At 70.0% G+C, this 22562-nt stretch carries 17 protein-coding genes; 13 read left to right on the top strand and 4 right to left on the bottom strand.

Going from position 1 to position 22562, the window contains the following annotated elements; all coding sequences use genetic code 11:
* Positions 1–75: 75 nt before the first annotated feature.
* The 3 genes from OG798_RS41950 to OG798_RS41940 all read right to left on the bottom strand — a co-directional run bounded on the left by OG798_RS41950 (position 76) and on the right by OG798_RS41940 (position 5755).
* A complete protein-coding gene (locus OG798_RS41950; RefSeq protein ID WP_328758707.1) occupies positions 76–2568 on the bottom strand; it encodes a SpoIIE family protein phosphatase in 2493 nt (830 codons plus the stop codon).
* Positions 2569–2728: 160 nt separating this feature from the next.
* Positions 2729–5113 (bottom strand): MFS transporter, encoded by a 2385-nt coding sequence (locus OG798_RS41945; protein WP_267063405.1) that lies wholly within the window; start codon positions 5111–5113, stop codon positions 2729–2731.
* 198 nt (positions 5114–5311) lie between these two features.
* Entirely contained in the window at positions 5312–5755 is a 444-nt protein-coding gene (locus OG798_RS41940) for an SRPBCC family protein (RefSeq protein ID WP_095851686.1), read from the bottom strand.
* 149 nt (positions 5756–5904) lie between these two features.
* Here OG798_RS41940 and OG798_RS41935 point away from each other — a divergent pair, with 149 nt between their 5' ends.
* The 4 genes from OG798_RS41935 to OG798_RS41920 all read left to right on the top strand — a co-directional run bounded on the left by OG798_RS41935 (position 5905) and on the right by OG798_RS41920 (position 9750).
* Entirely contained in the window at positions 5905–6957 is a 1053-nt protein-coding gene (locus tag OG798_RS41935; protein ID WP_095851687.1) for an Rv2578c family radical SAM protein, read from the top strand.
* 170 nt (positions 6958–7127) lie between these two features.
* Positions 7128–8732, top strand: a complete 1605-nt coding sequence (locus OG798_RS41930) for an alpha/beta hydrolase (protein ID WP_267063404.1) — start codon at positions 7128–7130, stop codon at positions 8730–8732.
* A 56-nt stretch (positions 8733–8788) separates the two neighbouring features.
* Complete coding sequence (locus tag OG798_RS41925; protein WP_121414498.1) at positions 8789–9187, top strand: RidA family protein; 399 nt, start codon at positions 8789–8791, stop codon at positions 9185–9187.
* Positions 9188–9213: 26 nt separating this feature from the next.
* Positions 9214–9750, top strand: a complete 537-nt coding sequence (locus tag OG798_RS41920) for a GNAT family N-acetyltransferase (protein WP_121418229.1) — start codon at positions 9214–9216, stop codon at positions 9748–9750.
* Between the two features lie 141 nt (positions 9751–9891).
* Here OG798_RS41920 and OG798_RS41915 read toward each other — a convergent pair whose 3' ends face one another.
* Positions 9892–10461 (bottom strand): adenylosuccinate lyase, encoded by a 570-nt coding sequence (locus OG798_RS41915; RefSeq protein WP_328758706.1) that lies wholly within the window; start codon positions 10459–10461, stop codon positions 9892–9894.
* Positions 10462–10836: 375 nt separating this feature from the next.
* Here OG798_RS41915 and OG798_RS41910 point away from each other — a divergent pair, with 375 nt between their 5' ends.
* From OG798_RS41910 to pssA, 9 genes are all read left to right on the top strand, one after another.
* Positions 10837–12642 (top strand): 3-hydroxyacyl-CoA dehydrogenase family protein, encoded by a 1806-nt coding sequence (locus OG798_RS41910; RefSeq protein WP_095851691.1) that lies wholly within the window; start codon positions 10837–10839, stop codon positions 12640–12642.
* Between the two features lie 136 nt (positions 12643–12778).
* Positions 12779–13591 (top strand): TetR family transcriptional regulator, encoded by an 813-nt coding sequence (locus OG798_RS41905; protein WP_060901027.1) that lies wholly within the window; start codon positions 12779–12781, stop codon positions 13589–13591.
* 1142 nt (positions 13592–14733) lie between these two features.
* Positions 14734–16071 carry a crotonyl-CoA carboxylase/reductase gene (gene ccrA, locus OG798_RS41900; protein ID WP_267063960.1) on the top strand — a complete coding sequence of 446 codons (1338 nt, stop codon included), beginning with the start codon at positions 14734–14736 and terminating at the stop codon, positions 16069–16071.
* A 9-nt stretch (positions 16072–16080) separates the two neighbouring features.
* On the top strand, positions 16081–18129 hold the full coding sequence (locus OG798_RS41895; RefSeq protein WP_095851693.1) for a protein meaA: 2049 nt from the start codon (positions 16081–16083) through the stop codon (positions 18127–18129).
* On the top strand, positions 18126–19091 hold the full coding sequence (locus tag OG798_RS41890; RefSeq protein WP_095851694.1) for an HpcH/HpaI aldolase/citrate lyase family protein: 966 nt from the start codon (positions 18126–18128) through the stop codon (positions 19089–19091). The genes OG798_RS41895 and OG798_RS41890 overlap by 4 nt, the downstream gene beginning before the upstream one ends.
* 5 nt (positions 19092–19096) lie before the next feature.
* Positions 19097–19609 carry a MaoC family dehydratase gene (locus OG798_RS41885; RefSeq protein WP_054230298.1) on the top strand — a complete coding sequence of 171 codons (513 nt, stop codon included), beginning with the start codon at positions 19097–19099 and terminating at the stop codon, positions 19607–19609.
* 2 nt (positions 19610–19611) lie between these two features.
* Complete coding sequence (locus OG798_RS41880) at positions 19612–20817, top strand: acyl-CoA dehydrogenase family protein (protein ID WP_054230299.1); 1206 nt, start codon at positions 19612–19614, stop codon at positions 20815–20817.
* Positions 20818–20996: 179 nt separating this feature from the next.
* On the top strand, positions 20997–21644 hold the full coding sequence (locus OG798_RS41875) for a phosphatidylserine decarboxylase (RefSeq protein ID WP_095851695.1): 648 nt from the start codon (positions 20997–20999) through the stop codon (positions 21642–21644).
* A gap of 22 nt (positions 21645–21666) precedes the next feature.
* Complete coding sequence (gene pssA, locus OG798_RS41870) at positions 21667–22485, top strand: CDP-diacylglycerol--serine O-phosphatidyltransferase (protein ID WP_054230301.1); 819 nt, start codon at positions 21667–21669, stop codon at positions 22483–22485.
* Positions 22486–22562: the final 77 nt, after the last annotated feature.

The following is a 22562-nucleotide window of genomic DNA, read 5'->3' as shown; positions in this document are numbered from 1 at the left end:
AGCGTGCGGCGCATAACTGCACGGTTCATTTCGATCCGTGTACGCCGGTACGCGCCCCTGGGTCAGCGGCTCGGGTCAGCGCCTGGGCAGGGTCAGTTCGAACCACACGGTCTTGCCGGCGCTGGTGCGGCTCGTGCCCCACTCGCGGGCCAGCGTGCTGACGATACGCAGACCGCGGCCGAACTCGTCGCCGGGGCTCGCGCTGAGCAGCGTCGGCAGGGTGTGGTCGTCGTCGGCCACCTCGCACAGCAGGGTGTCGCCGCGTACGAGCCGCAGTTCGATCCGGCGGCTGTGCGCGTGCCGTACGGCGTTGGTCACCAGTTCGCTGACCATCGACTCGGCCGGGTCGGCCAGCCGGGCCAGGCCCCAGTCGTGAAGCTGTTCGCGGACCACGGTGCGGGCACGGCGGGCCTCGACCGGGTCGAGCGAGAGCCGCCACTCGGCGACGTCCTCGGGTTCGATGCCGTTGAGTCGGGCCATCAGCAGCGCCACGTCGTCCTTGCGGCCGCCACGGGTGTTGAGGGCGCGGATGATCGTGTCGCAGGCGTCGTCCATGGACGCGGCCGGGTGGGCGGCGGACTCGCAGAGCGTGGCGAGGCCGACGCCGATGTCCTCGCCGCGCACCTCGACCAGGCCGTCGGTGCACATCACGAGCCGGTCGCCGGGCGCCACCGGCACGCGTACCGCCTCGAAGGGCACGCCGCCGACCCCTATGGGCGCGCCGGTCGGCAGGTCGAGCAGTTCACTGTGGCCGTCCTCGGCACGGACCAGGACGGGCGGGATGTGGCCCGCGTTGGCGATCTGCAGCTCGCCGGCGATGGGGTCGTAAACCGCGTACAGACAGGTCGCGAGGTAGTGCTCGCCGAGCCGCTGGGCCAGATCGTCGAGGTTGCGCAGGAGTTGGGCGGGCGGCAGGTCGAGCGCCGCCATGGTCTGCACCGCCGTACGCAACTGGCCCATCATCGCGGCCGAGTTGAGGCCGTGGCCCATCACGTCGCCGACGACGAGGGCGGTGCGGGAGCCGGGCAGTTTCACCGAGTCGAACCAGTCGCCGCCGACACGTCCCAGCAGGGTGCCGGGCAGATAGCGGGTGGCGATGTCGCAGCCGGCCATGCGGGGCGCGATGTGCGGCAGCATGCTGTCCTGGAGGGTCTCGGCGACGCTCTCCTGGTAGGTGTACATGCGCGCGTTGTCGAGGACGAGGCCCGCGCGGGCCGCGAGTTCGGCGCCGGTGACCCGGTCCATGTCGTTGAACTCGACGCGCTCCGGGTGGCGCAGCAGGATCATGAACCCGAGGACCACGTTGCGGGCCTTCAGGGGCACGACCAGCATGGAGCGGTGGGTGATCAGCGGCCTGATGTCGCGCTTCTCGAACTGCGCGGCGATCATGTGCCCCATCTGCTCGCTGATGCGCGGCACGAGGACGGGTTCGCCGGTGGTCATGCACTGGAAGAACGGTGTGTGCGCGGGGAACGGCATGGCCTCGCCGACCGGCACGACGTCGTCCCAGCGGCCCGGCTCGTCGGTGTGTTCGACGGCGACGCGGTGCCACATGGTGGTCGTGTCGGGCACCCCGTCGGGGAAGCCCTCACCGGCGACGACCTGTTCGCGCAGATAGGTGCCCGCCACGTCCGTGAAGCGCGGCACCACGGCCCGGCTGACCTCGAGGATCGTCTGCGCGAGGTCGAGCGAGGTACCTATGCGCCCGCTGACCTCGTTGAGGAACTCCAGGCGCTCGCGGACGGCGACGTACTCGAGGTCCTCGCCCTCCTCGTCCTGGAGCTCCTGCGGCAGGAGCTCGCCAGTGGCCGCCGCGCGCGCCGCCCGCTCACGGCGCGCCTTGCGTTCGGCGCGCCGGGGCACGCCCCAGTCGGGAGTCACCGGCACCCGGTCGTTCTGGCTGAACTCCAGGACGGGGTAGCCCAGTTCGAGGACCTGGGCGACGATGCGGGCGCCGTCACCCACGCTCATGCTGGGCAGGATCTCGGGCAGTCCGCGGGCCAGTTCCTCGGCGCCGGGGAAGTCGGTGTGCAGCGCGAAGCCGGGCGCGATGCGCTCGATGGCCACCTCTTCGTCCTCGTGGCGCAGCGCGTCCGCGTCGGCGACGAGCACGAGCAGCCGCTCCGGTCCGGGGCCGACCAGCGGGTACGCCCACCACAGGACGTCCACGCGGTCCCGCTCGGGCACGGTGAGCCGGGCGCGTCCGGCGGCCGGGTAGGAGAAGCGTCCGCCGAGGGAGGACTCCAGGCCGGGGCCGAGTCCGTCGTACGCCGCGTACGCCCCGTAGGGCGCGATCTCGTCCTCTTCGGGGAGCGCGCCGGAGACGGGGAGCAGGTCGACGGCGGGGCGCCCCACCGCGTCCTCCTTGGGCACGCCGAACTGGCGCCGGGCGCCGGTGCTCCAGTGCGACACCAGTCCGTCGCGGTCGACGACCACCACGGCCAGCGGGATGCGCCCGGCCCCGGTGTGCTCCACCGCGTCGTCCCCAGCTCCGCGGCTGTGCGGTGCGCCCGCTTCGGTGCAACTCGCGGTGCCACTTTCCGTGCCACTTGCTGTGCCGCTGTCCATGGCCGAGGCCCTTCCTCCCCACGGCTCCGCAAGATCTGTGCCGCCTTCACTACCGTACGGCTGCGGCCCGTCGCGATGTGTGGCAATACGGGAATTGACCTTTCCAGGGGGGCGGCTCCGGCGCACCGGCCGCCTCCGCGAAGGTGCCCGCGGCGGCCGTTCAGTCCTCGTGGCCGAGCTGCAGATCCCGCTCCGTGCGCCCCCCACCGGCCACCTGCAGCACGGTGGCCACCGGCGGATAGCCCGCCGCGATGACGGTGTACTCGCCGGAGGACAGGTCGACGAACCGGAACGCCCCGTCCGCACCGGTGGTGAGGGTGTCCACCACGTTCCCCGCGGCGTCCAGGAGCGTCACCCGCGCGTCCTCGACGGGCCGGCCGCCGCCCGCCCGCACGGTGCCGCGCAGCACGGCGCCGCCCGCGAGTTCGACGTCCTGGCGGGTCTCGCGCGAGGCCTGCACGCTGACGGGCAGGGCGGCCGGGCGAAACGCGGGCGCGCTGGCGGCGAGGGTGTACTCGCCCGCCACCAGCTCCGTGATGACATAGCCGCCTTCGCGCCCGCTGCGGGTGGCGGCCACGACTTCCCCGTGGACGTTGGTGAGCGTGACGGTGGCGTCGCGCACGGGGCTGCCGTCCGCGGTCAGTACGCTCCCGGCGAGGCGTCCGGCGCCGCCGAGGACGACGTCCAGTTCCACGGGGCGCTCGCCGATGGTCACCGAGACGGCCTGCGGCTGGTGGCCGCCGGCCGCGGCGATCAGGACGTACGACCCCGATCCGGGCGTGGACAGCGCGTACCGGCCGTCCTCGCCGCTGGCGCCCCGCCCGATCTGCTGTCCGGCGATGTCGATGAGGGTGAGCGCGGCGCGCGGCACGACGGTCCCGTCGGGGTGCTGCACGGTGCCGCAGACGGGGATCCCGGCGGCGCAGGACGAACGGGCCTGCGGGATCGGGGCGTTCACCCGTGCGGCTTCCGGGTCGGCGATGGGGGCGTTGTGGGACACCAGCGGTTTCTCCTTGAGGAAGCAGGCGATGAGCAGGCCCAGGACGAGCACCGGGACGAGATAGAGGAAGATCCGCGGCATGGCGTCCGCGTAGGCGCGGACGTAGGCGTCGCGCAGGGCCCCGGGCAGGGAGTGGACGAGCTGCGGGGTGATGGACTCGGGGTCGGGCAGGCCGGTGCGCGGGGGCAGGCGGTCGGCGAGCGCGTCCGAGAGCCGGTGGGCGAACAGCGTGCCGAAGATGGCGGCGCCGACGCTGCCGCCGATCTGCCGGAAGTAGTTGTTGGCGCTGGTCGCGGTGCCGAGGTCGGCGGGGCGTACGGAGTTCTGCACGGCGAGGACCAGGACCGGCATCACCATGCCGATGCCCGCGCCGAGGACGGCCATCCAGATGCTGTACTGCAGTCGGGGCGTGTCGACTTCGAGGCGGGACAGGAGCCACATGCCGAGGGCCGACAGGGCGCTGCCGAGGATCGGATAGATCTTGTAGCGGCCGGTGCGGCTGATCAGCTGTCCGCAGACGACGGAGGCGCCGACGATGCCGCCCATCATGGGGAGCATCAGGAGTCCGGACTCGGTGGCGCTGGCCCCGTCGACCATCTGCAGGAAGGTCGGCAGATAGCTGGCCGCTCCGAAGAGGGCGACGCCGATGACGAGCCCCACCAGGGCGGTGATGTTGAAGACGCCGTCCTTGAACAGCCTCGGCGGGATGAGGGGTTCGGTGGCGAAGCGCTCGGCGACGAAGAAGAGGACGGTCGCGACGAGCGCGCCCGCGCCGAGCCCCATGATGACCCGTGAGCCCCAGGCGTACTCGGTGCCGCCCCAGCTGGTCAGCAGGACCAGGCAGGTCGACGCGGCGGCCAGCAGCAGCACACCGAGTACGTCGACGCGTCCGCGCGCGGGGGGCCTGGGCAGCTTCAGTACGACGGTGACGACGGCCAGGGTGAGCAGGCCGAAGGGCACGTTGATGTAGAAGCACCAGCGCCAGGAGAGGTGGTCGGTGAAATAGCCGCCCAGGAGGGGCCCGGCGACCGAGGCGAGGCCGAAGGCGGCGCCGATCAGGCCCATGAAGCGGCCGCGCTCGCGAGGCGGCACGATGTCCGCGATGATCGCCTGCACGCCGATCATGAGGCCGCCCGCGCCGACGCCCTGGATCGCACGGAAGGCGATCAGCTGGTCCATGCTCTGGGCGCGTCCCGAGCACGCCGAACCGGCCACGAAGACGACGATCGCGAACTGGAAGACGCCCTTGCGGCCGAAGAGGTCGCCGAGCTTGCCGTAGACGGGGAGTCCGACGGTGGAGGTGAGCAGATAGGCGGTGATCGCCCAGGACATCCTGCCCAGGCCGTGCAGCTCACCGACGATCTTCGGGAGCGCGGTGGCCACGATCATCTGATCGAGGGCGGCGAGCAGCAGCGCGAGCATGAGCCCGAAGAAGACCAGCCGTACCTGGCGCGGGCTCAGGCGGGCGGTCCCGGGGACCGGTGGAGGGGACTGCTGCGCAGGCGCGGCAGCCGGTTCGTCCTGCACCAGAGTGATCCCGCCCACGTACCGCTCCCCTCGTCGCGCCCACCGCACAATTCCCGCTTATCGCGACAACTGTGAGCAAGCACGACGAGTTACGGCGTACCACCGCTTCACGAGGACATCCACTCGAACCGGTGAGGGTGACAACGCGCCCCGGAGAGTTGCCTCTTGGGCCGTGCGACTGCCAAAGAGGCGTACGTCCGGGCTACTTCTGCGTCTCTACTTCTGCGTCTCGGTGGCGAGTTTGTCGAGCACCAGGTCGTAGATCCTGCCGAGGCCCTTGGGCGCGAAGGTCTTCTCGAAGAAGCCGCCGATGCCGCCCGCGCCGTCCCAGACGGTGGTGACGACGACGCGGGACTTGCCCTCACCGGCCGGGGTGACCCGCCAGGTGGTGACCATGGAGGAGTTGCGGTCCTTCTCGACGAGCTCGCCGTCGGTGGGCTCGGTGACCTCGAGCAGGCAGTCGCGCACGCGCTTGCTGGTGGCCTGGAGCTTCCAGTGGACGAGGGTGCCCTCGCCGTCGCCGCCCTCGCGCACCTCGTACTCGCTGAAGTGCTCGGGCAGCAGCTTCGCGCGCGTGCCGCTGTAGTCGGCCAGGGCGTCGAACACCGCCTCCGCGTTCGCCGCGATGACCCGCTCCGTCGTGGCCTCGACCTGCGCCATTGCACTTCCTCCAGCACTTGGTGACTCGGGGTGTGCGGCAAGCCAACCACCCGGCGGCCCGACCCCCCAAATCGGGGCCCCGAAATTGCGGTCGCACGATCAAGGGAACATGTGTTCTATTCTGTGGCCAGTGCTATCGAGGAGGCGTCATGCGCTGGGACAACCTCACAGCGGACCCCGCCGGGGACCGCGCCCGGGACGCCGCGCTGTTCGGCGCGGACGCGGTGACCACCCGTACGTTCGACACCCCGGAGTTCCGTGGCATCACGTTCCATGAGATCCGGGCCCGCTCGATCGTGAACCGGGTACCGGGGGCCTCGCGCATGCCCTTCGAGTGGACGGTCAACCCCTATCGGGGCTGCACACACGCGTGTGTGTACTGCTTCGCGCGCAAGACCCACAGCTATCTGGACCTCGACACGGGACTCGACTTCGACTCCCAGATCGTGGTGAAGGTCAACGCGCCGGAACTGCTGCGCCGCCAGCTCGGCTCACGCCGCTGGCAGGGCGAGCACATCGCGATGGGCACGAACGTCGACTGCTACCAGCGGGCCGAGGGCCGCTACCGGCTGATGCCCGGCATCATCGCGGCCCTGCGCGACCACGCGAACCCCTTCTCGATCCTGACGAAGGGCACGCTGATCCTGCGCGACCTCGACCTGCTGAAGCAGGCCTCCGAGGTCACCGACGTCGGGATCTCGGTCTCCGTGGGCTTCACCGACTCCCAGCTGTGGCGCACCGTCGAGCCGGGCACCCCGGCCCCGGAGCGCCGTCTGGACGTCGTGCGCACCCTCACGGACCACGGCATCGGCTGCGGGGTCCTGATGGCCCCCGTGATCCCCTTCCTGGGCGACAGCCCGGCCCAACTACGCGCCACCGTACGGGCGATAGCGGCCTCCGGGGCCACCTCGGTGACCCCGCTCGTACTGCATCTGCGGCCCGGCGCCCGCGAGTGGTTCATGGCCTGGTTGGAGCACTACCACCCGTATCTCGTACGGCGTTACGAGCGGCTGTACGCGGAGGGCGCCTACGCCCCGAAGTGGTACCAGCGCCGGATCACCCGTCAGGTCCACGAGCTCGCCCAGGAGTACGGCATCGGTCCCACGCGCGCGGGGATGCCCCGCAGGATCGCCGCGCCCGCGGAGCCCGCCGAGCCCATGGCGCCCGCCACGCCGGAGCCGACCCAGCTCACCCTGCTCTGACCACGGCGAACGGCCGTTGTCCGGCCCGTTCCTGACGGCATCCGAGCGCATCACACGGCTCAATCGGGTCAAGACTTTCCAGAACGAGTTCTTCCGGGGCCGCTTTCCGGGACGATGCGGCGAAGGCCGTGGCGTGCACGGCTCAAAATCCTCCGTCCTTGGGAGGCTCTGTGAAGAAACGCGCAGCTGCTCTGTGCGGGGCGGCGGCCGTGCTGGCCGGGATGATCACGTCGATCCCCGCCGACGCGAGCGCCGGTTCCGCGACCGCACCGCGCACCACCCTCACCACCGCGAAACCCACCTGGAAGAAGTGCGGGACCAGCAGCTATCCAAAGCTCCAATGCGCGTCCCTGAAGGTGCCGCTGGACCACTCCAAGCCCCACGGCCGGCAGATCACCCTCGCCCTCTCACGCGTGCCGCACACCGCGAAGACGTACCAGGGGCCGCTGCTGGTGAACCCGGGCGGTCCCGGCGGCAGCGGGCTCTCGCTGGCCGGATTCGTCGCCTCCTCGCTGCCGAAGGCAGTGGCGGCGCAGTACGACGTCATCGGCTTCGACCCACGCGGTGTCGGCGCCAGCAAGCCCGCCCTGGACTGCAGGCCCGGGTCCTTCAACCCGGTGCGCCCGAACTCCGTGCCCAGTACGGCCGCGATCGAGAAGGCCAACCTCGACCGCGCCAAGGCCTTCGCCAAGGCGTGCGGCAAGAAGTACGCCGACCTGCTGCCGTACATCGACACGGTGAGCGCGGTCCGGGACATGGACTCGATCCGCGCCGCGCTCGGCGCCAAGAAGATCAACTACTTCGGTTACTCGTACGGCACCTACCTCGGTGCCGTGTACGCGAAGCTCTACCCGCAGCGCGTACGCCGTCTGGTGCTCGACTCCATCGTCGACCCCAGCGGTGTCTGGTACGAGGACAACATCGGCCAGGACTACGCCTTCAACGACCGCCACCAGGCGTTCATGGCCTGGGTCGCCAAGCACGACGCGACCTACAAGCTCGGTACGGACCCGGCCAAGGTCGAGGCCAAGTGGTACGCCATGCGGGGGGCGCTCGCCAAGAACCCCGCGGGCAACAAGGTGGGCGCCTCCGAACTGGAGGACACCTTCATCCCGGGCGGCTACTACAACGGCTACTGGCCCTCCCTCGCCGACGCGTTCGCGGCCTACGTGAACGACAAGAAGACGGCCCCGCTCGTCGCGGCCTACGAGAACCTCGGCGCCGTCAACGCCTCCGGCGACAACGGTTACAGCATCTACACCTCGGTGCAGTGCCGTGACGCGTCCTGGCCGCGCGACTGGAACCAGTGGCGCAAGGACAACTGGGCGGTGTACGGCAAGGCGCCGTTCATGACCTGGAACAACGCCTGGTACAACGCGCCGTGCGCGTTCTGGCCGACGAAGACGCTGCGGCCGGTGAACATCGCCAACAAGGCGCTGCCGCCGACGCTGCTCTTCCAGGCCACGAACGACGCGGCCACTCCCTACCAGGGCGGCGTGACTGTTCATCACGCACTGCGCGGCTCCAGCCTGGTGGTCGAGCAGGGCGGCGGGAACCACGGCATCACGCTGAGCGGAAACGCCTGCCTGGACAAGTACCTGGCGGCGTACCTCACCAACGGCAAGGTGCCGCACGGCAGCGGCGTGGCCGACGCGGTGTGCAAGAAGCTGCCGGACCCGGAGCCGAAGAGCACGAAGGCTGCGTTGTCCACCACCTCGGGCGGTGCGTCCTCGGCAGGCGCGACGCTGCACGGGCTGCTCGGCCACCGCGGCTGAGCACGCCCTGACGGCCCGTCGGGGGCGTTGTCAGACCCATGGTCCACCATGGACGCATGAGTGAGCTGACCCGCATTCCCGCCCCCGACGGGGTCGCCCCCGCCGCCGCGTACTCGCATGTCGTCCTCGGTACGGGCCGCTTCGTCGCGGTCTCGGGGCAGCTCGCCCTGGACGAGGACGGCAAGCTCGTCGGCGCGGGCGACCCGGCCGCGCAGGCCCGCCAGGTGTTCGAGAACCTGCGCCGCTGTCTGGCCGCCGCCGGGGCGACCTTCGACGACGTCGTCAAACTCACCTTCTTCGTCACGGACATGGCCCACATGCCGGCCGTCCGCGCGGCCCGCGACGCCCACATACCCGCGGACCGACTCCCGGCCGCGTCGGCGGTCCAGGTCGCCGCGCTGGTCCGCCCCGAGTTCCTGATGGAGATCGAGGCATATGCGGTGGTGGGCGAGTGAGCGCACTCCCGGTCCGGATCCGGGAGATGGTCCTCTCGGACTGCGAGCGGGTGGCCGAGATCCGTATCCGCGGCTGGCGGACCGCGTACCGGGGGCTGCTGCCCCAGTCGTACCTCGACGCGCTCAGCGTGGCCGAGGACGCGGCCCGGCGGCGCGAGCGTTTCGGGCGGGGCGGCGGCGCGATCGTGAACCTGGTCGCCGAGCGGGACGGCGAGGTGGTCGGCTGGGCCTGCCATGGCCCGTACCGGGACGACGAAGCCCGCGGCGACGGCATCGGGGCGGCCGAGTTGTACGCGATCTACGTCGATCCCGAGCGGATCGGGGCCGGAGTGGGCCGCGCGCTTCTCACGGAATCGATCGCCCGCTGCACCGCCGCGGGGCACGAGCGCATGCTGCTGTGGGTGCTCGAGGGAAACACCAGGGCGCGTCGGTTCTACGCACAGGCCGGGTTCGGTCCCGACGGTGGCGAGGAACCTTTCGATGTGGACGGTGTCGCGGTGCCCGAGGTCCGGTACGCCCGCACCCTCACGCGCCCCGGCGCCGATACCGGGGCGCGCCCGTAGCGGGGGAACATCTTTGCGGTTATGACCGTTCCCGTGCGGACGTCACGGACTACGCTCGAAGGGCCGGGTCCGGAGCGCGACGACACGGTGAGCACGGTCGACGAGGCGCTGCGGGAGGCGGCCCGTCGGCCGCCCGCCGTGTCACCCGGGCAGTCGGGCCAGCGCGTGCACCGCCGCCTCGGCGAGTGCCGGATGGGCGAGCGCCTCGTTCAGGACGGGTCTCGCGCGTACGTCCCCCAGCGTTCCGAGCCCCTCCACACAGGCCAGGGCGACCACGCGGTAGGGGTCGTGGGGGCGCAGCCTGCGCCCCAGGGTGGTGATCAGCGCCGGTACGGCCTCGGGGGCGCGCAGCTCGACCAGGAGTCGTACGGGATGCAGCGCGTAGGCGACGCGCAGCTCGTTGGTCGCGAGCGCGGCCGCCGCGCGGGCCGTGCGCGGATCGCCGAGGCGGGCGAGCGCGTGCGCTGCGGACGCGCAGCGCTGTGGGTCGCGGTGGTTCAGCAGCAGGACCAGGGCCTCGAAGGCCCGCCGGTCCCCGGCGAGTCCGAGCCGGAAGGCGACCAACTCCCGGGCCCACAAAGGCTGTCCGGGCGCGGTCAGCGCGTCGGCCAGCACCTTCGGATCCTCGGTCGCCACGAGTCGCTCGTACACCGGCGAAGCCCCCGCCTCGTTTCGTAGACGCTCCGTGAGTGATCGCAACTCTTCGTCCATGAAGCCGAGCCTAGGCGCGGCCCCCGTCGCTCCGGGACCTACATCACAAACTCGGGGGCTGGCGCGCTCGTTACCGGCGGGTTAAGCTCAGACGAGCGAGTTACCCACTCGCGTTTTGCTTGCGGTGGCCTGGTGACGCAGCCGCCGTGAGAGCAGTCGGTTCGGTACCTCAGGTACCTCAGTGCGACACGGCTCCGGGACAGGGCCGGTCGGCTTCACCGTTCCCCGGGTGCGCCCTCGCGGGCACCCCCTCTGGACGGCACCGGGCGTGTGCGCTCGTCAGCCCGGCAACACCCGCACTCTCCGCACTCCGTGCGCCTCCTCGGCGTACCTGCGTGCGCTCCTCAGTCGTCACCCTCTTCCTGGAGTCCCGCGATGGCAACTCCCCTGTCCGACACCCCTCTGTCCCCCATCAAGACCGTCGCCGTCGTCGGCCTCGGCACGATGGGCACCGGCATCGCCGAGGTCCTCGTCCGGGCCGGCCTCGACGTCATCGGCATCGACATCAGCGAGGCCGCGGCCGCCCAGGCCGTCTCCGCCCTCGAAGCCTCCACCGCCCGCGCCGTGCGACGCGAGCGCCTCAGCGAGCAGGAGCGCGCCGACGCCCTGCCCCGCTTCCGCACCTTCACCGACCTCGCGGCCGCCGCCGACGCCGATCTGGTCATCGAGGTGACCCCGGAGTCGTACGAGATCAAGCAGCAGGTCTTCCGCGCGCTGGACGGCATCGTGCGTCCGGACACCATCCTGGCCACCGGCACCAACGCGCTCTCGGTGACGCGCCTGGCCGCCGACTCGGCCCGCCCCGAGCGCGTCCTCGGCCTGCACTTCTTCAACCCGGCCCCGGCGATGAAGCTGGTCGAGGTCGTGTCGTCGGTGCTGACCGCGCCCACGGCCGTGAGCGCGGTCACCAACCTCGCGCTCGACCTCGGCAAGGAGCCCGTCGCGGTCGGCGACCGCCCCGGCTTCGTCGCCGACGGGCTGCTGTTCGGCTACCTCAACCAGGCCGCCGCGATGTACGAGGCCAAGTACGCCTCGCGCGAGGACATCGACGCCGCGATGAAGCTCGGCTGCGGGCTGCCCATGGGCCCGCTCGCGCTGCTCGACCTGATCGGCGTCGACACCGCGCGGACGGTCCTGGAGGCCATGTACGCCGAGTCCCGCGACCGGCTGCACGCCCCCGCGCCCATCCTCAAGCAGCTCAGCGAGGCGGGCCTGACCGGCCGCAAGTCGGGGCGGGGCTTCTACTCCTACGAGGCGCCCGGCAGCGCGACGGTCGTGCGGGACGCGCTGACCCCCCTCTCCGGCGGCCCCGAGGTCCCCGGCCGCACGGTCCGCTCCGTCGGCGTCGCGGGCTCGGGGACCATGGCCTCCGGCATCGCCGAGGTCTTCGCGAAGGCCGGGTACGAGGTCGTCCTCGCCGCCCGCACCGAGGAGAAGGCACAGGCCGCGAAGGCCCGCATCGGCAAGTCGCTGGCCCGCTCGGTCGACAAGGGCCGGATGACCGCCGAGGCCGCCGCGAGCACCCTGGACCTGATCGTCCCGGCGGGCTCGTACGACGCCTTCGCCGACGTCGATCTCGCCCTGGAGGCGGTGGCCGAGGACCTGGAGGTCAAGCAGCAGCTGTTCGGGGTGTTCGACAAGGTCTGCAAGCCCGGCGCGATCCTCGCCACGACCACCTCCTCGCTGCCCGTGGTCGCCTGCGCCCGTGCCACCTCACGCCCCCAGGACGTGATCGGCATGCACTTCTTCAACCCGGCCCCGGCGATGAAGCTGGTCGAGGTGGTCAGGACCGTCCTGACCACGGACGACGTGCACGCCACGGTCCGCGAGCTGTGCGGGAAGATCCGCAAGCACCCGGTGGACTGCGGGGACCGGGCCGGTTTCATCGTGAACGCGCTGCTCTTCCCGTACCTGAACAACGCGATCAAGATGGTCCAGGAGCACTACGCCACCCTCGACGACATCGACGCCGCGATGAAGCTGGGCGGCGGCTACCCGATGGGGCCGTTCGAACTCCTCGACGTCGTCGGTCTGGACGTCTCGCTCGCCATCGAGAAGGTCCTGCACCGCGAGTTCCGCGACCCGGGTCTCGCCCCCGCGCCGCTCCTGGAGCACCTGGTGGCCGCGGGCTGCCTCGGCCGCAAGACGGGCCGCGGCTTCCGCGAATATGCCCGCCGCTGAGCGTCCCGGCGACCGGCTGGCCGACACCGCCGACTGGGGCGGACTGCTCGGCCCGGCCGGGAACCCCCCACCCGTCGAGGGTGGGGGGTTCCCCGGACATGCGCGTTCCCCTGCGCACATGCAGTACGTTCGGGTCATGTCCCAGCCCGCCAAGTCCTCACGTACACCAGCCACGCCCGACGCTCCGGAGAGCGCCGCGGGCAGTCGCGCCGCCGCCCAACGGCTCAAGATGCGCCGAGAACTGGCGGCCGCGGCCATGGAGCTGTTCGCGACCAAGGGGTACGAGGCGACCACCGTCGACGAGATCGCGGCCCGGGCCGGGGTGGCCCGCCGCACGTTCTTCCGCCACTTCCGCTCCAAGGAAGAGGCGATCTTCCCCGATCACGACGACACCCTGATCCGCGCGGAGGCGGTCCTCAACGCGGCTCCGGCGCACGAACACCCGCTCGACACGGTGTGCCGCGGCATCAAGGAAGTCATGACGATGTACGCGGCCCAGCCCGAGATCTCCGTCTCGCGCTACAAGCTGACCCGCGAGGTACCCACGCTCCGGGAGGCCGAGATCGCCTCCGTGGCCCGCTACGAGCGGCTCTTCACCCGCTATCTCCTGGGCCACTTCGACGAGCACGCGCACGACGACGACGCCAACGACGATCCGCTGCTCGCGGAGGTCGCCGCGTCCGCCGTGGTCACGGCCCACAACCATGTCCTGCGGCGCTGGCTGCGGGCGGGGGGACAAGGCGACGTCGAGGCGCAGCTGGACCACGCCTTCTCCATCGTCCGCAAGACCTTCGGGACGGGGATCGGGGCCGGGCGGGAAACCACGCCCCGTACGGCGCCGGCGTCCGCCTTCACCGAGGGTGACGTCCTGGTGACCGTGGCCCGCGTCGACGCGCCCTTGGACCAGGTCATGCGGACCATCGAGCAGGCGTTGCGGGAGCGGTCGTAGAACGCGGGTCGCAGGGCCCTTCCGGCGCCGGGGGCGCGGTCCCGCCCGGACTCACGCGCGCCCGTCAGGACGGTCCGAGTCCACTCCTGACGGCTCGGCCGGGGACGAACTGATAGCTCGGCCGGAAGCGAATCCGGGGGGCAGAGAGTCGTCCGGCTTTCCCGTCAGCAGTCCCGTCACCAGGCGTCCCGTCGCCGGGGCCGGCATCAGCCCGAGCATGCTGGGGCCGGTCGCCAGGACCACCCCGGCACGCCCCGGGATCCGGCCGAACTCCTCCTAAGGTGTGCGGAGTTGATGGATCTTCTCGGGGCGCGGCACGGTCTGGACGGGTGGGTCTTCACCCTCGCCGAGTTGCGGTGCCGCGGCTGGTCGCCATGGCCGTCCACCGGAGCACGCGCACGGCGATGGCCCTGTACCTGGCCAGCCCGGCAGACGCACTCTGGCGCCGGCCCGGCACGCCACCGCCCCAGCCGGACGGACGGGCGCCGTGAGGCGTGGGCCGAAAAGTGCCGCCCTCAGGCAGGTACGCCCCCTGGTCCCGTCGCCCGCACCCCCGGCTTCGCCGCCGAGCGCCCCCGTCATCGACCGCCCGGCGCTCCCGACGCCCGGCGCTCCCCAGGACGTCTCGTCGGCCCTCTGCAACGTCGGCTCACCCCGACCCCACCCCCGCACGCGCCTCCACGCCGGAACCCTCACGCCGTGCCACCGACACCAGGTGTTCTCCGAAGCGGCCCGCCACCCCGCCGCTCCGGCCCGTGCGGCGGCCCCTCCAGACCGCCCCTGACCAGTGCGTTTTGATCGATCATCGGTCGATCTGATCGATCATCGCTCACGTGTTACGTAAAGATTTCACCTGAGCGAAATTCATGGCACTCCGTGCCTTGCGAGGTGACACGGCGTGCCATACGTTGATGTTGTCCGGGCGGCCGGCGTGCAGAGACCTTTCGTACGCCGGCTGTCCCCGCAAGCCACTGGCGAGCGCGCCCGGACGCCTGCGTCACAGGCAACCTTTTGCGCCAACCCGGCGCTGCCACCGCACCACCCCTCCGCCGAACCGACGGCACACCCCTCACTCCCAGCAGCAGCACCGACGTAACCCTCAAGTGTCTTCCCTCAAGACGCTCATCGCCGGAGGCAACACCGTGAAGGAAATCCTGGACGCGATTCAGTCGCAGACGGCCACGTCCGCCGACTTCGCCGCTCTTCCGCTCCCCGAGTCGTACCGCGCGATCACCGTGCACAAGGACGAGACGGAGATGTTCGCGGGGCTCACCACCCGCGACAAGGACCCCCGCAAGTCGATCCACCTGGACGACGTGCCGGTGCCGGAGCTCGGCCCGGGCGAGGCCCTGGTGGCCGTGATGGCCTCCTCCGTCAACTACAACTCCGTGTGGACCTCGATCTTCGAGCCGGTGTCGACGTTCTCCTTCCTGGAGCGCTACGGCAGGCTCAGCGAGCTCACCAAGCGGCACGACCTGCCGTACCACGTCATCGGCTCCGACCTGGCGGGCGTCGTCCTGCGCACCGGCCCGGGCGTGAACGCCTGGCACCCGGGCGACGAGGTCGTCGCGCACTGTCTCTCCGTCGAGCTGGAGTCCTCGGACGGCCACAACGACACGATGCTCGACCCCGAGCAGCGCATCTGGGGCTTCGAGACCAACTTCGGCGGCCTCGCCGAGATAGCCCTCGTCAAGTCCAACCAGCTGATGCCCAAGCCCGACCACCTGTCGTGGGAGGAGGCCGCCGCTCCCGGGCTCGTGAACTCCACCGCGTACCGGCAGCTCGTGTCGAGGAACGGCGCCGGCATGAAGCAGGGCGACAACGTCCTCATCTGGGGCGCGAGCGGCGGGCTCGGCTCGTACGCGACGCAGTTCGCGCTCGCCGGTGGCGCCAACCCCATCTGCGTCGTCAGCAGCGACCAGAAGGCGGACATCTGCCGGGCGATGGGCGCCGAGGCGATCATCGACCGCAACGCCGAGGGCTTCAAGTTCTGGAAGGACGAGCACAACCAGGACCCCAAGGAGTGGAAGCGGTTCGGGAAGCGCATCCGTGAGCTGACGGGCGGCGAGGACGTCGACATCGTCTTCGAGCACCCGGGCCGCGAGACCTTCGGCGCCTCCGTCTACGTCACCCGCAAGGGCGGCACCATCGTCACCTGCGCCTCGACCTCGGGCTACAACCACGAGTACGACAACCGCTACCTGTGGATGTCGCTGAAGCGCATCATCGGCTCGCACTTCGCCAACTACCGCGAGGCCTGGGAGGCCAACCGGCTGGTCGCCAAGGGCAAGATCCACCCGACGCTCTCCAAGGTGTACTCCCTGGAGGAGACCGGGCAGGCCGCGTACGACGTCCACCGCAACCTCCACCAGGGCAAGGTCGGCGTGCTCGCGCTGGCGCCCCGCGAGGGCTTGGGCGTGCGCGACGAGGAGAAGCGCGCCCAGCACATCGACGCCATCAACCGCTTCCGGAACGTCTGAGGTCCCGAGATGACTGAGCGTCAGAACGCCGCTGGACGGCGGGAGAAGGACCGGCCGTGGCTCATGCGGACCTACGCCGGTCACTCCACCGCCGAGGCGTCCAACGAGTTGTACCGGCGCAACCTCGCCAAGGGGCAGACGGGTCTCTCCGTGGCCTTCGACCTGCCCACGCAGACCGGGTACGACCCCGACCACATCCTCGCCCGCGGCGAGGTCGGCCGGGTCGGGGTGCCGGTCTCGCACCTCGGTGACATGCGCCGTCTGTTCCAGGACATCCCCCTGGAGCAGATGAACACCTCGATGACCATCAACGCCACCGCCATGTGGCTGCTGGCGCTCTACCAGGTCGTCGCCGAGGAGCAGGGCGCCGACATCACCAAGCTCCAGGGGACGACGCAGAACGACATCGTCAAGGAGTACCTGTCGCGGGGTACGCATGTCTTTCCGCCGGTGCCCTCACTCCGGCTGACGACGGACATGATCGCGTACACGGTCTCCCACATGCCCAAGTGGAACCCGATCAACATCTGCTCGTACCACCTCCAGGAGGCGGGCGCGACCCCCGTCCAGGAGATCGCGTACGCGATGTCGACGGCCATCGCCGTGCTGGACGCCGTCCGCGACTCGGGGCAGGTGCCCGCCGAGAAGTTCGGTGACGTCGTCGCCCGTATCTCCTTCTTCGTGAACGCGGGTGTCCGGTTCATCGAGGAGATGTGCAAGATGCGGGCGTTCGGACGGATCTGGGACCAGGTCACGCGCGAGCGCTACGGCATCCAGGACGCCAAGCAGCGGCGTTTCCGCTACGGCGTCCAGGTCAACTCGCTCGGCCTGACCGAGGCGCAGCCGGAGAACAACGTCCAGCGGATCGTCCTCGAGATGCTGGCCGTGACGCTGTCGAAGGACGCACGCGCGCGTGCCGTGCAGCTGCCCGCCTGGAACGAGGCGCTCGGGCTGCCCCGGCCCTGGGACCAGCAGTGGTCGCTGCGCATCCAGCAGGTACTGGCGCACGAGAGCGACCTGCTGGAGTACGAGGACATCTTCGAGGGCTCGCACGTCATCGAGGCGAAGGTCGCGGCCCTCGTCGAGGAGTCGCTCGCCGAGATGGACCGGATCGACGAGATGGGCGGGGCGATGGCCGCCGTCGAGTCGGGCTACCTGAAGTCGCAGCTCGTCTCCTCGCACGCCGAGCGCCGGGCCCGGATCGAGGGCGGCACCGAGAAGATCGTCGGCGTCAACATCTACGAGTCGACCGAGCCGAACCCGCTCACCGCTGACCTGGACGCGGCGATCCAGACCGTCGACCCGGCCGTCGAGGCCCGTGTCGTCGCCGCGCTCCAGCAGTGGCGCGACACGCGCTACCAGCCGCCGTTCAACCACCCGCGCCCCTGCAAGGCGCTGGAGCGGCTGAAGGAGGCGGCCAAGGGCACCGACAACCTCATGGAGGCCACCTTGGAGTGCGCCCGCGCCGGGGTCACGACCGGCGAGTGGTCCGAGGCCCTGCGCGAGGTGTTCGGCGAGTTCCGCGCCCCGACCGGCGTCTCGTCCGCGCCCGTCGCGGTCACCGCCGAGGAGGGCACCGCGCTGGCGCTGGTGCGCCGCAAGGTCGAGGCGACCGCCCGCGACCTCGGCGTCGGCAAGCTCCGCTTCCTGGTGGGCAAGCCGGGCCTGGACGGGCACTCCAACGGCGCCGAGCAGATAGCCGTGCGGGCCCGCGACGCCGGGTTCGAGGTGGTCTACCAGGGCATCCGGCTCACGCCCGAGCAGATCGTGGACGCGGCCGTCGCCGAGGACGTGCACGGCGTCGGCCTGTCCATCCTGTCCGGCTCGCACGCCCAGTTGGTGCCGGACGTGCTGGAACGGCTGCGCGAGGCCGGCGCGGCCGACATCCCGGTGATCGCCGGCGGGATCATCCCGAACGCCGACGCCGAACTGCTGCGCGCCGCGGGAGTCGCCGCGGTATTCACACCGAAGGACTTCGACATCACCGGAATCATCGGCCGTATCGTCGACGAGATCCGGAAAGCGAACAAGCTCGACCCCCTGGAGGTCCCCGCATGACCACGCCCGTCAACCGCCTTCGCCCGCGGCGTTCCTGCCTGGCCGTGCCCGGCTCGAACCCCCGCTTCCTGGAGAAGGCCCAGGGCCTCCCCGCGGACCAGGTCTTCCTGGACCTGGAGGACGCCTGCGCCCCGCTCGCCAAGCCCGAGGCGCGACACACCATCGTGAAGTTCCTGAACGAGGGCGACTGGACCGGCAAGACGCGGGTCGTACGGGTGAACGACTGGACGACGCACTGGACGTACCGCGATGTCGTCACGGTCGTCGAGGGCGCGGGCCAGAACCTCGACTGCATCATGCTGCCGAAGGTCCAGGACGCCCAGCAGGTCGTCGCGCTCGACCTGCTGCTGACGCAGATCGAGAAGACGATGGGCTTCGAGGTCGGCAAGATCGGCATCGAGGCGCAGATCGAGAACGCGAAGGGGCTCGTCAACGTCGACGACATCGCCGCGGCCTCACCGCGTGTAGAGACCATCATCTTCGGCCCGGCCGACTTCATGGCCTCCATCAACATGAAGTCGCTGGTCGTGGGCGAGCAGCCGCCGGGCTACCCGGCGGACGCGTACCACTACATCCTGATGCGCATCCTGATGGCCGCCCGTACGCACGACCTCCAGGCGATCGACGGCCCCTACCTCCAGATCCGCAACCAGGAGGGCTACCGCGAGGTCGCCCGGCGCGCCGCCGCCCTGGGCTTCGACGGCAAGTGGGTGCTGCACCCGGACCAGGTCGCCGCGGCCAACGAGATCTTCTCGCCCTCCCAGGAGGACTTCGACCACGCCGAGCTCATCCTCGACGCATACGAGTACTACACGTCCGAGGCGGGCGGCAAGAAGGGCTCCGCGATGCTCGGCGACGAGATGATCGACGAGGCCAGCCGCAAGATGGCCCTGGTCATCTCGGGCAAGGGCCGGGCGGCCGGCATGCAGCGCACGTCCAAGTTCGAAGCCCCGGAGGCCTGAGCACCATGCAGTTCGGACGCACGTACGAGGAGTTCGAGGTCGGCGCGGTCTACAAGCACTGGCCCGGGAAAACGGTCACGGAGTACGACGACCACCTCTTCTGTCTCCTGACCATGAACCACCACCCCCTCCACATGGACACGAACTATGCGGAGCGGACGACGGACTTCGGCAGGAACGTCGTCGTGGGCAACTACATCTACTCGCTGCTGCTCGGCATGTCCGTCCCGGACGTCTCCGGGAAGGCGATCGCCAACCTGGAGATCGAGTCGCTGAAGCACGTGGCGCCGACCTTCCACGGCGACACGATCTACGGCGAGACCACGGTCCTCGACAAGACGCCCTCGAAGTCGAAGAGCGACCGCGGGATCGTCCACGTCGAGACCAAGGGCTACAAGCAGGACGGCACGCTGGTGTGCGTGTTCCGTCGCAAGGTCATGGTGCCGACCGAGACGTACATCAAGGAGCGCGGGGGCGAGCAGCCCGGCCGTCCGGAACTCAAGCAGCAGGAGAAGTAGCCATGGCGCGACTCGCCCAGACCGCCGGTCTCACCGACGTCCAGCAGGAGATCCTCTCCACCGTCCGCGACTTCGTGGACAAGGAGATCATCCCGGTCGCGACCGAGCTGGAGCACCGCGACGAGTACCCCCAGCAGATCGTCGACGGCCTCAAGGAGTTGGGCCTGTTCGGTCTGATGATCCCCGAGGAGTACGGGGGCCTGGGCGAGTCCCTCCTCACCTACGCGCTCTGCGTCGAGGAGATCGCCCGCGGCTGGATGTCGGTCTCCGGCATCATCAACACGCACTTCATCGTGGCGTACATGCTCAAGCAGCACGGCACGCAGGAGCAGAAGGACCACTTCCTGCCCCGGATGGCCCTGGGCGAGGTGCGCGGCGCGTTCTCGATGTCGGAGCCGGCTCTCGGCTCGGACGTCTCCGCGATCACCTCGAAGGCGGTCAGGGACGGCGACGAGTACGTCCTGAACGGTCAGAAGATGTGGCTGACGAACGGCGGCTCGTCGAACCTGGTGGCCGTGCTCGTACGAAGTGACGAAGGACACCCGGAGGGCACCGCGCCCCACAAGTCGATGACGACCTTCCTGGTCGAGAAGGAGCCCGGCTTCGGAGAGGTCCGCCCCGGCCTCACCATTCCCGGGAAGATCGACAAGATGGGCTACAAGGGCGTCGACACGACCGAGCTCATCATGGACGGACTACGCGTTCCGGCCAATCGGGTACTCGGCGGCACCACTGGCCGAGGGTTTTACCAAATGATGGACGGAGTCGAGGTCGGCCGCGTCAACGTGGCGGCACGTGGTTGCGGTGTCGCACAGCGTGCGTTCGAGCTGGGTGTCTCCTATGCCCAGCAGCGTCACACTTTCGGCAAGCCGATCGCGCAGCACCAGGCCATCCAGTTCAAGCTGGCCGAGATGGCCACCAAGGTCGAAGCGGCCCATGCAATGATGGTGAACGCGGCCCGCAAAAAGGACTCCGGGGAACGAAACGACCTCGAGGCAGGGATGGCGAAGTACCTCGCCTCCGAATACTGCAAGGAAGTGGTCGAGGACGCCTTCCGGATCCACGGCGGCTACGGCTTCTCCAAGGAGTACGAGATCGAGCGCCTCTACCGTGAGGCGCCGATGCTGCTGATCGGCGAAGGTACCGCCGAAATCCAGAAAATGATCATCGGGCGCCGACTGCTCGAAGAGTACCGACTCCAGGGTTAAGCAGGGTTGGATGTCGTGGTTCGGGGTGTTTTCTTCGAGAAGAAGATCACACCCCGTCACACTCTTCGGCCGCCGACTCGGCTTCCTGGCTTGCCCAGTTGCGGCCCGCGCCCGGTACGATCCCGGGAAAGCCGCCGTCCCCCGTTCCAGCGCGGCATCATCCGCTACGAAGGTCATCCATGCCCCACAGCCAAACCTCTGCACCTCGCGGCCGGGTCCGCCTCGCGCGCGGAGCATCGCCGTGGCTTCTCCCGACCGTTGCCACCGCAGCACTCAGTCTGGCCAAGGCACGCCGCTCCGGCGCCGCCAAGGCCGTGGCCGTACCCGCCACCGCGCTCGCGGCGGGCATGCTGTGGTTCTTCCGCGACCCCGAGCGCGAGATCGCCCCGGGCCGGGTCATCTCGCCCGCCGACGGTGTGGTGCAGAGCATCATGCCGTGGAAGGACGGACGCACCCGCGTCGCGATCTTCATGAGCCCTTTGAACGTACACGTCAACCGCGCGCCGCTCTCCGGCACGGTGACCTCGGTCGAACACATCCCCGGTGGGTTCGTTCCGGCGTTCAACAAGGAGAGCGAGAACAACGAACGCGTCGTCTGGCATTTCGACACCGAACTCGGTGACATCGAGATGATCCAGATCGCCGGCGCGGTCGCCCGCCGTATCGTTCCTTATATCCCGCAAGGTACGAAGGTCGAGCAGGGCGACCGGATCGGTCTCATCCGCTTCGGCTCGCGCGTCGACATCTACCTCCCCGAGGGTGTCGAGGTCGATGTGGAAGTCGGTCAGAAGACCGTGGCTGGGGTGACTCGAATTGACCGTGATTGATCCTGAGACTCAGGCCGGCTGGGTGCCGGAGGCCGACGAGGTGGACGACGAGGAGGAGATGCCCCTCTCTCTCCGCCTCTCAATAGCGGACACCCTCACCCTCGGCAACGCCACGTGCGGCTTCATGGCGGTGTACTTCACCACCACGGGCATTCTGATCCCGCACCTCACCGGCAGCCAGGAGTCGGGCATGGCGCGCCACAGCGCCGCCACGGCCGTCATCCTGATGCTCTGCGCCGCGGTCTTCGACCTCTTCGACGGCCTCGTCGCCCGCAAGCTGCGCTCCTCCCCCATGGGCGCGGAACTGGACAACCTGTCGGACCTGATCAGCTTCGGTCTGGCGCCCGCGTACTTCGTCCTCGTCTACGGCATGGTCGCGGACGACGCGCACCAGAGAGTGGCGGCGCTCGGCGCGATCGTGGTGTTGCTCGCGGTCGTCCTCCGCCTCGCCCGCTTCTCCTGCGTCACGGTGAAGGACGGCACGTTCCAGGGCATGCCGTCGCCGTTCGGAGCGCTGACGGTCGTCTCGATCGTGCTCCTGGAGCTGCCCTTCGCGGCGACGCTGATGGCGATCCTCGGCACGGCGTGGCTGATGGTGAGCCGGGTGGAGTACCCGAAGCCGCGGGGCCGCCTCGCGGTGGCGATGCTCTCCTGGATCGTCCTGTCCATGGGTCTGCTGGCGGCGTGGGCTTTCGACGCCCCCAGCGGTCAGCTCCTGCTCCAGACCGGCTGTGCGCTGCAGCTCGTCATGGGTGCGGTGATTCCGCTGTTCGCGACGGCTCGGCGGGTGAACAACTTCCGCGACAACCGGCGTGAGGCACGGGCGGCGCAGCTGCCGTAGCTTTTCCTCGTACACGCCCGAAGGGGCCCGAACCGGACAACCGGTTCGGGCCCCTTCGTCATGCCGCGTCGTACCTC

The sequence above is a fragment of the Streptomyces sp. NBC_00271 genome (assembly GCF_036178845.1).
Classification (GTDB): Bacteria; Actinomycetota; Actinomycetes; order Streptomycetales; family Streptomycetaceae; genus Streptomyces.
Note: the sequence above shows the minus strand (reverse complement) of the source record. Positions and strands in the feature narration are given on the sequence as shown.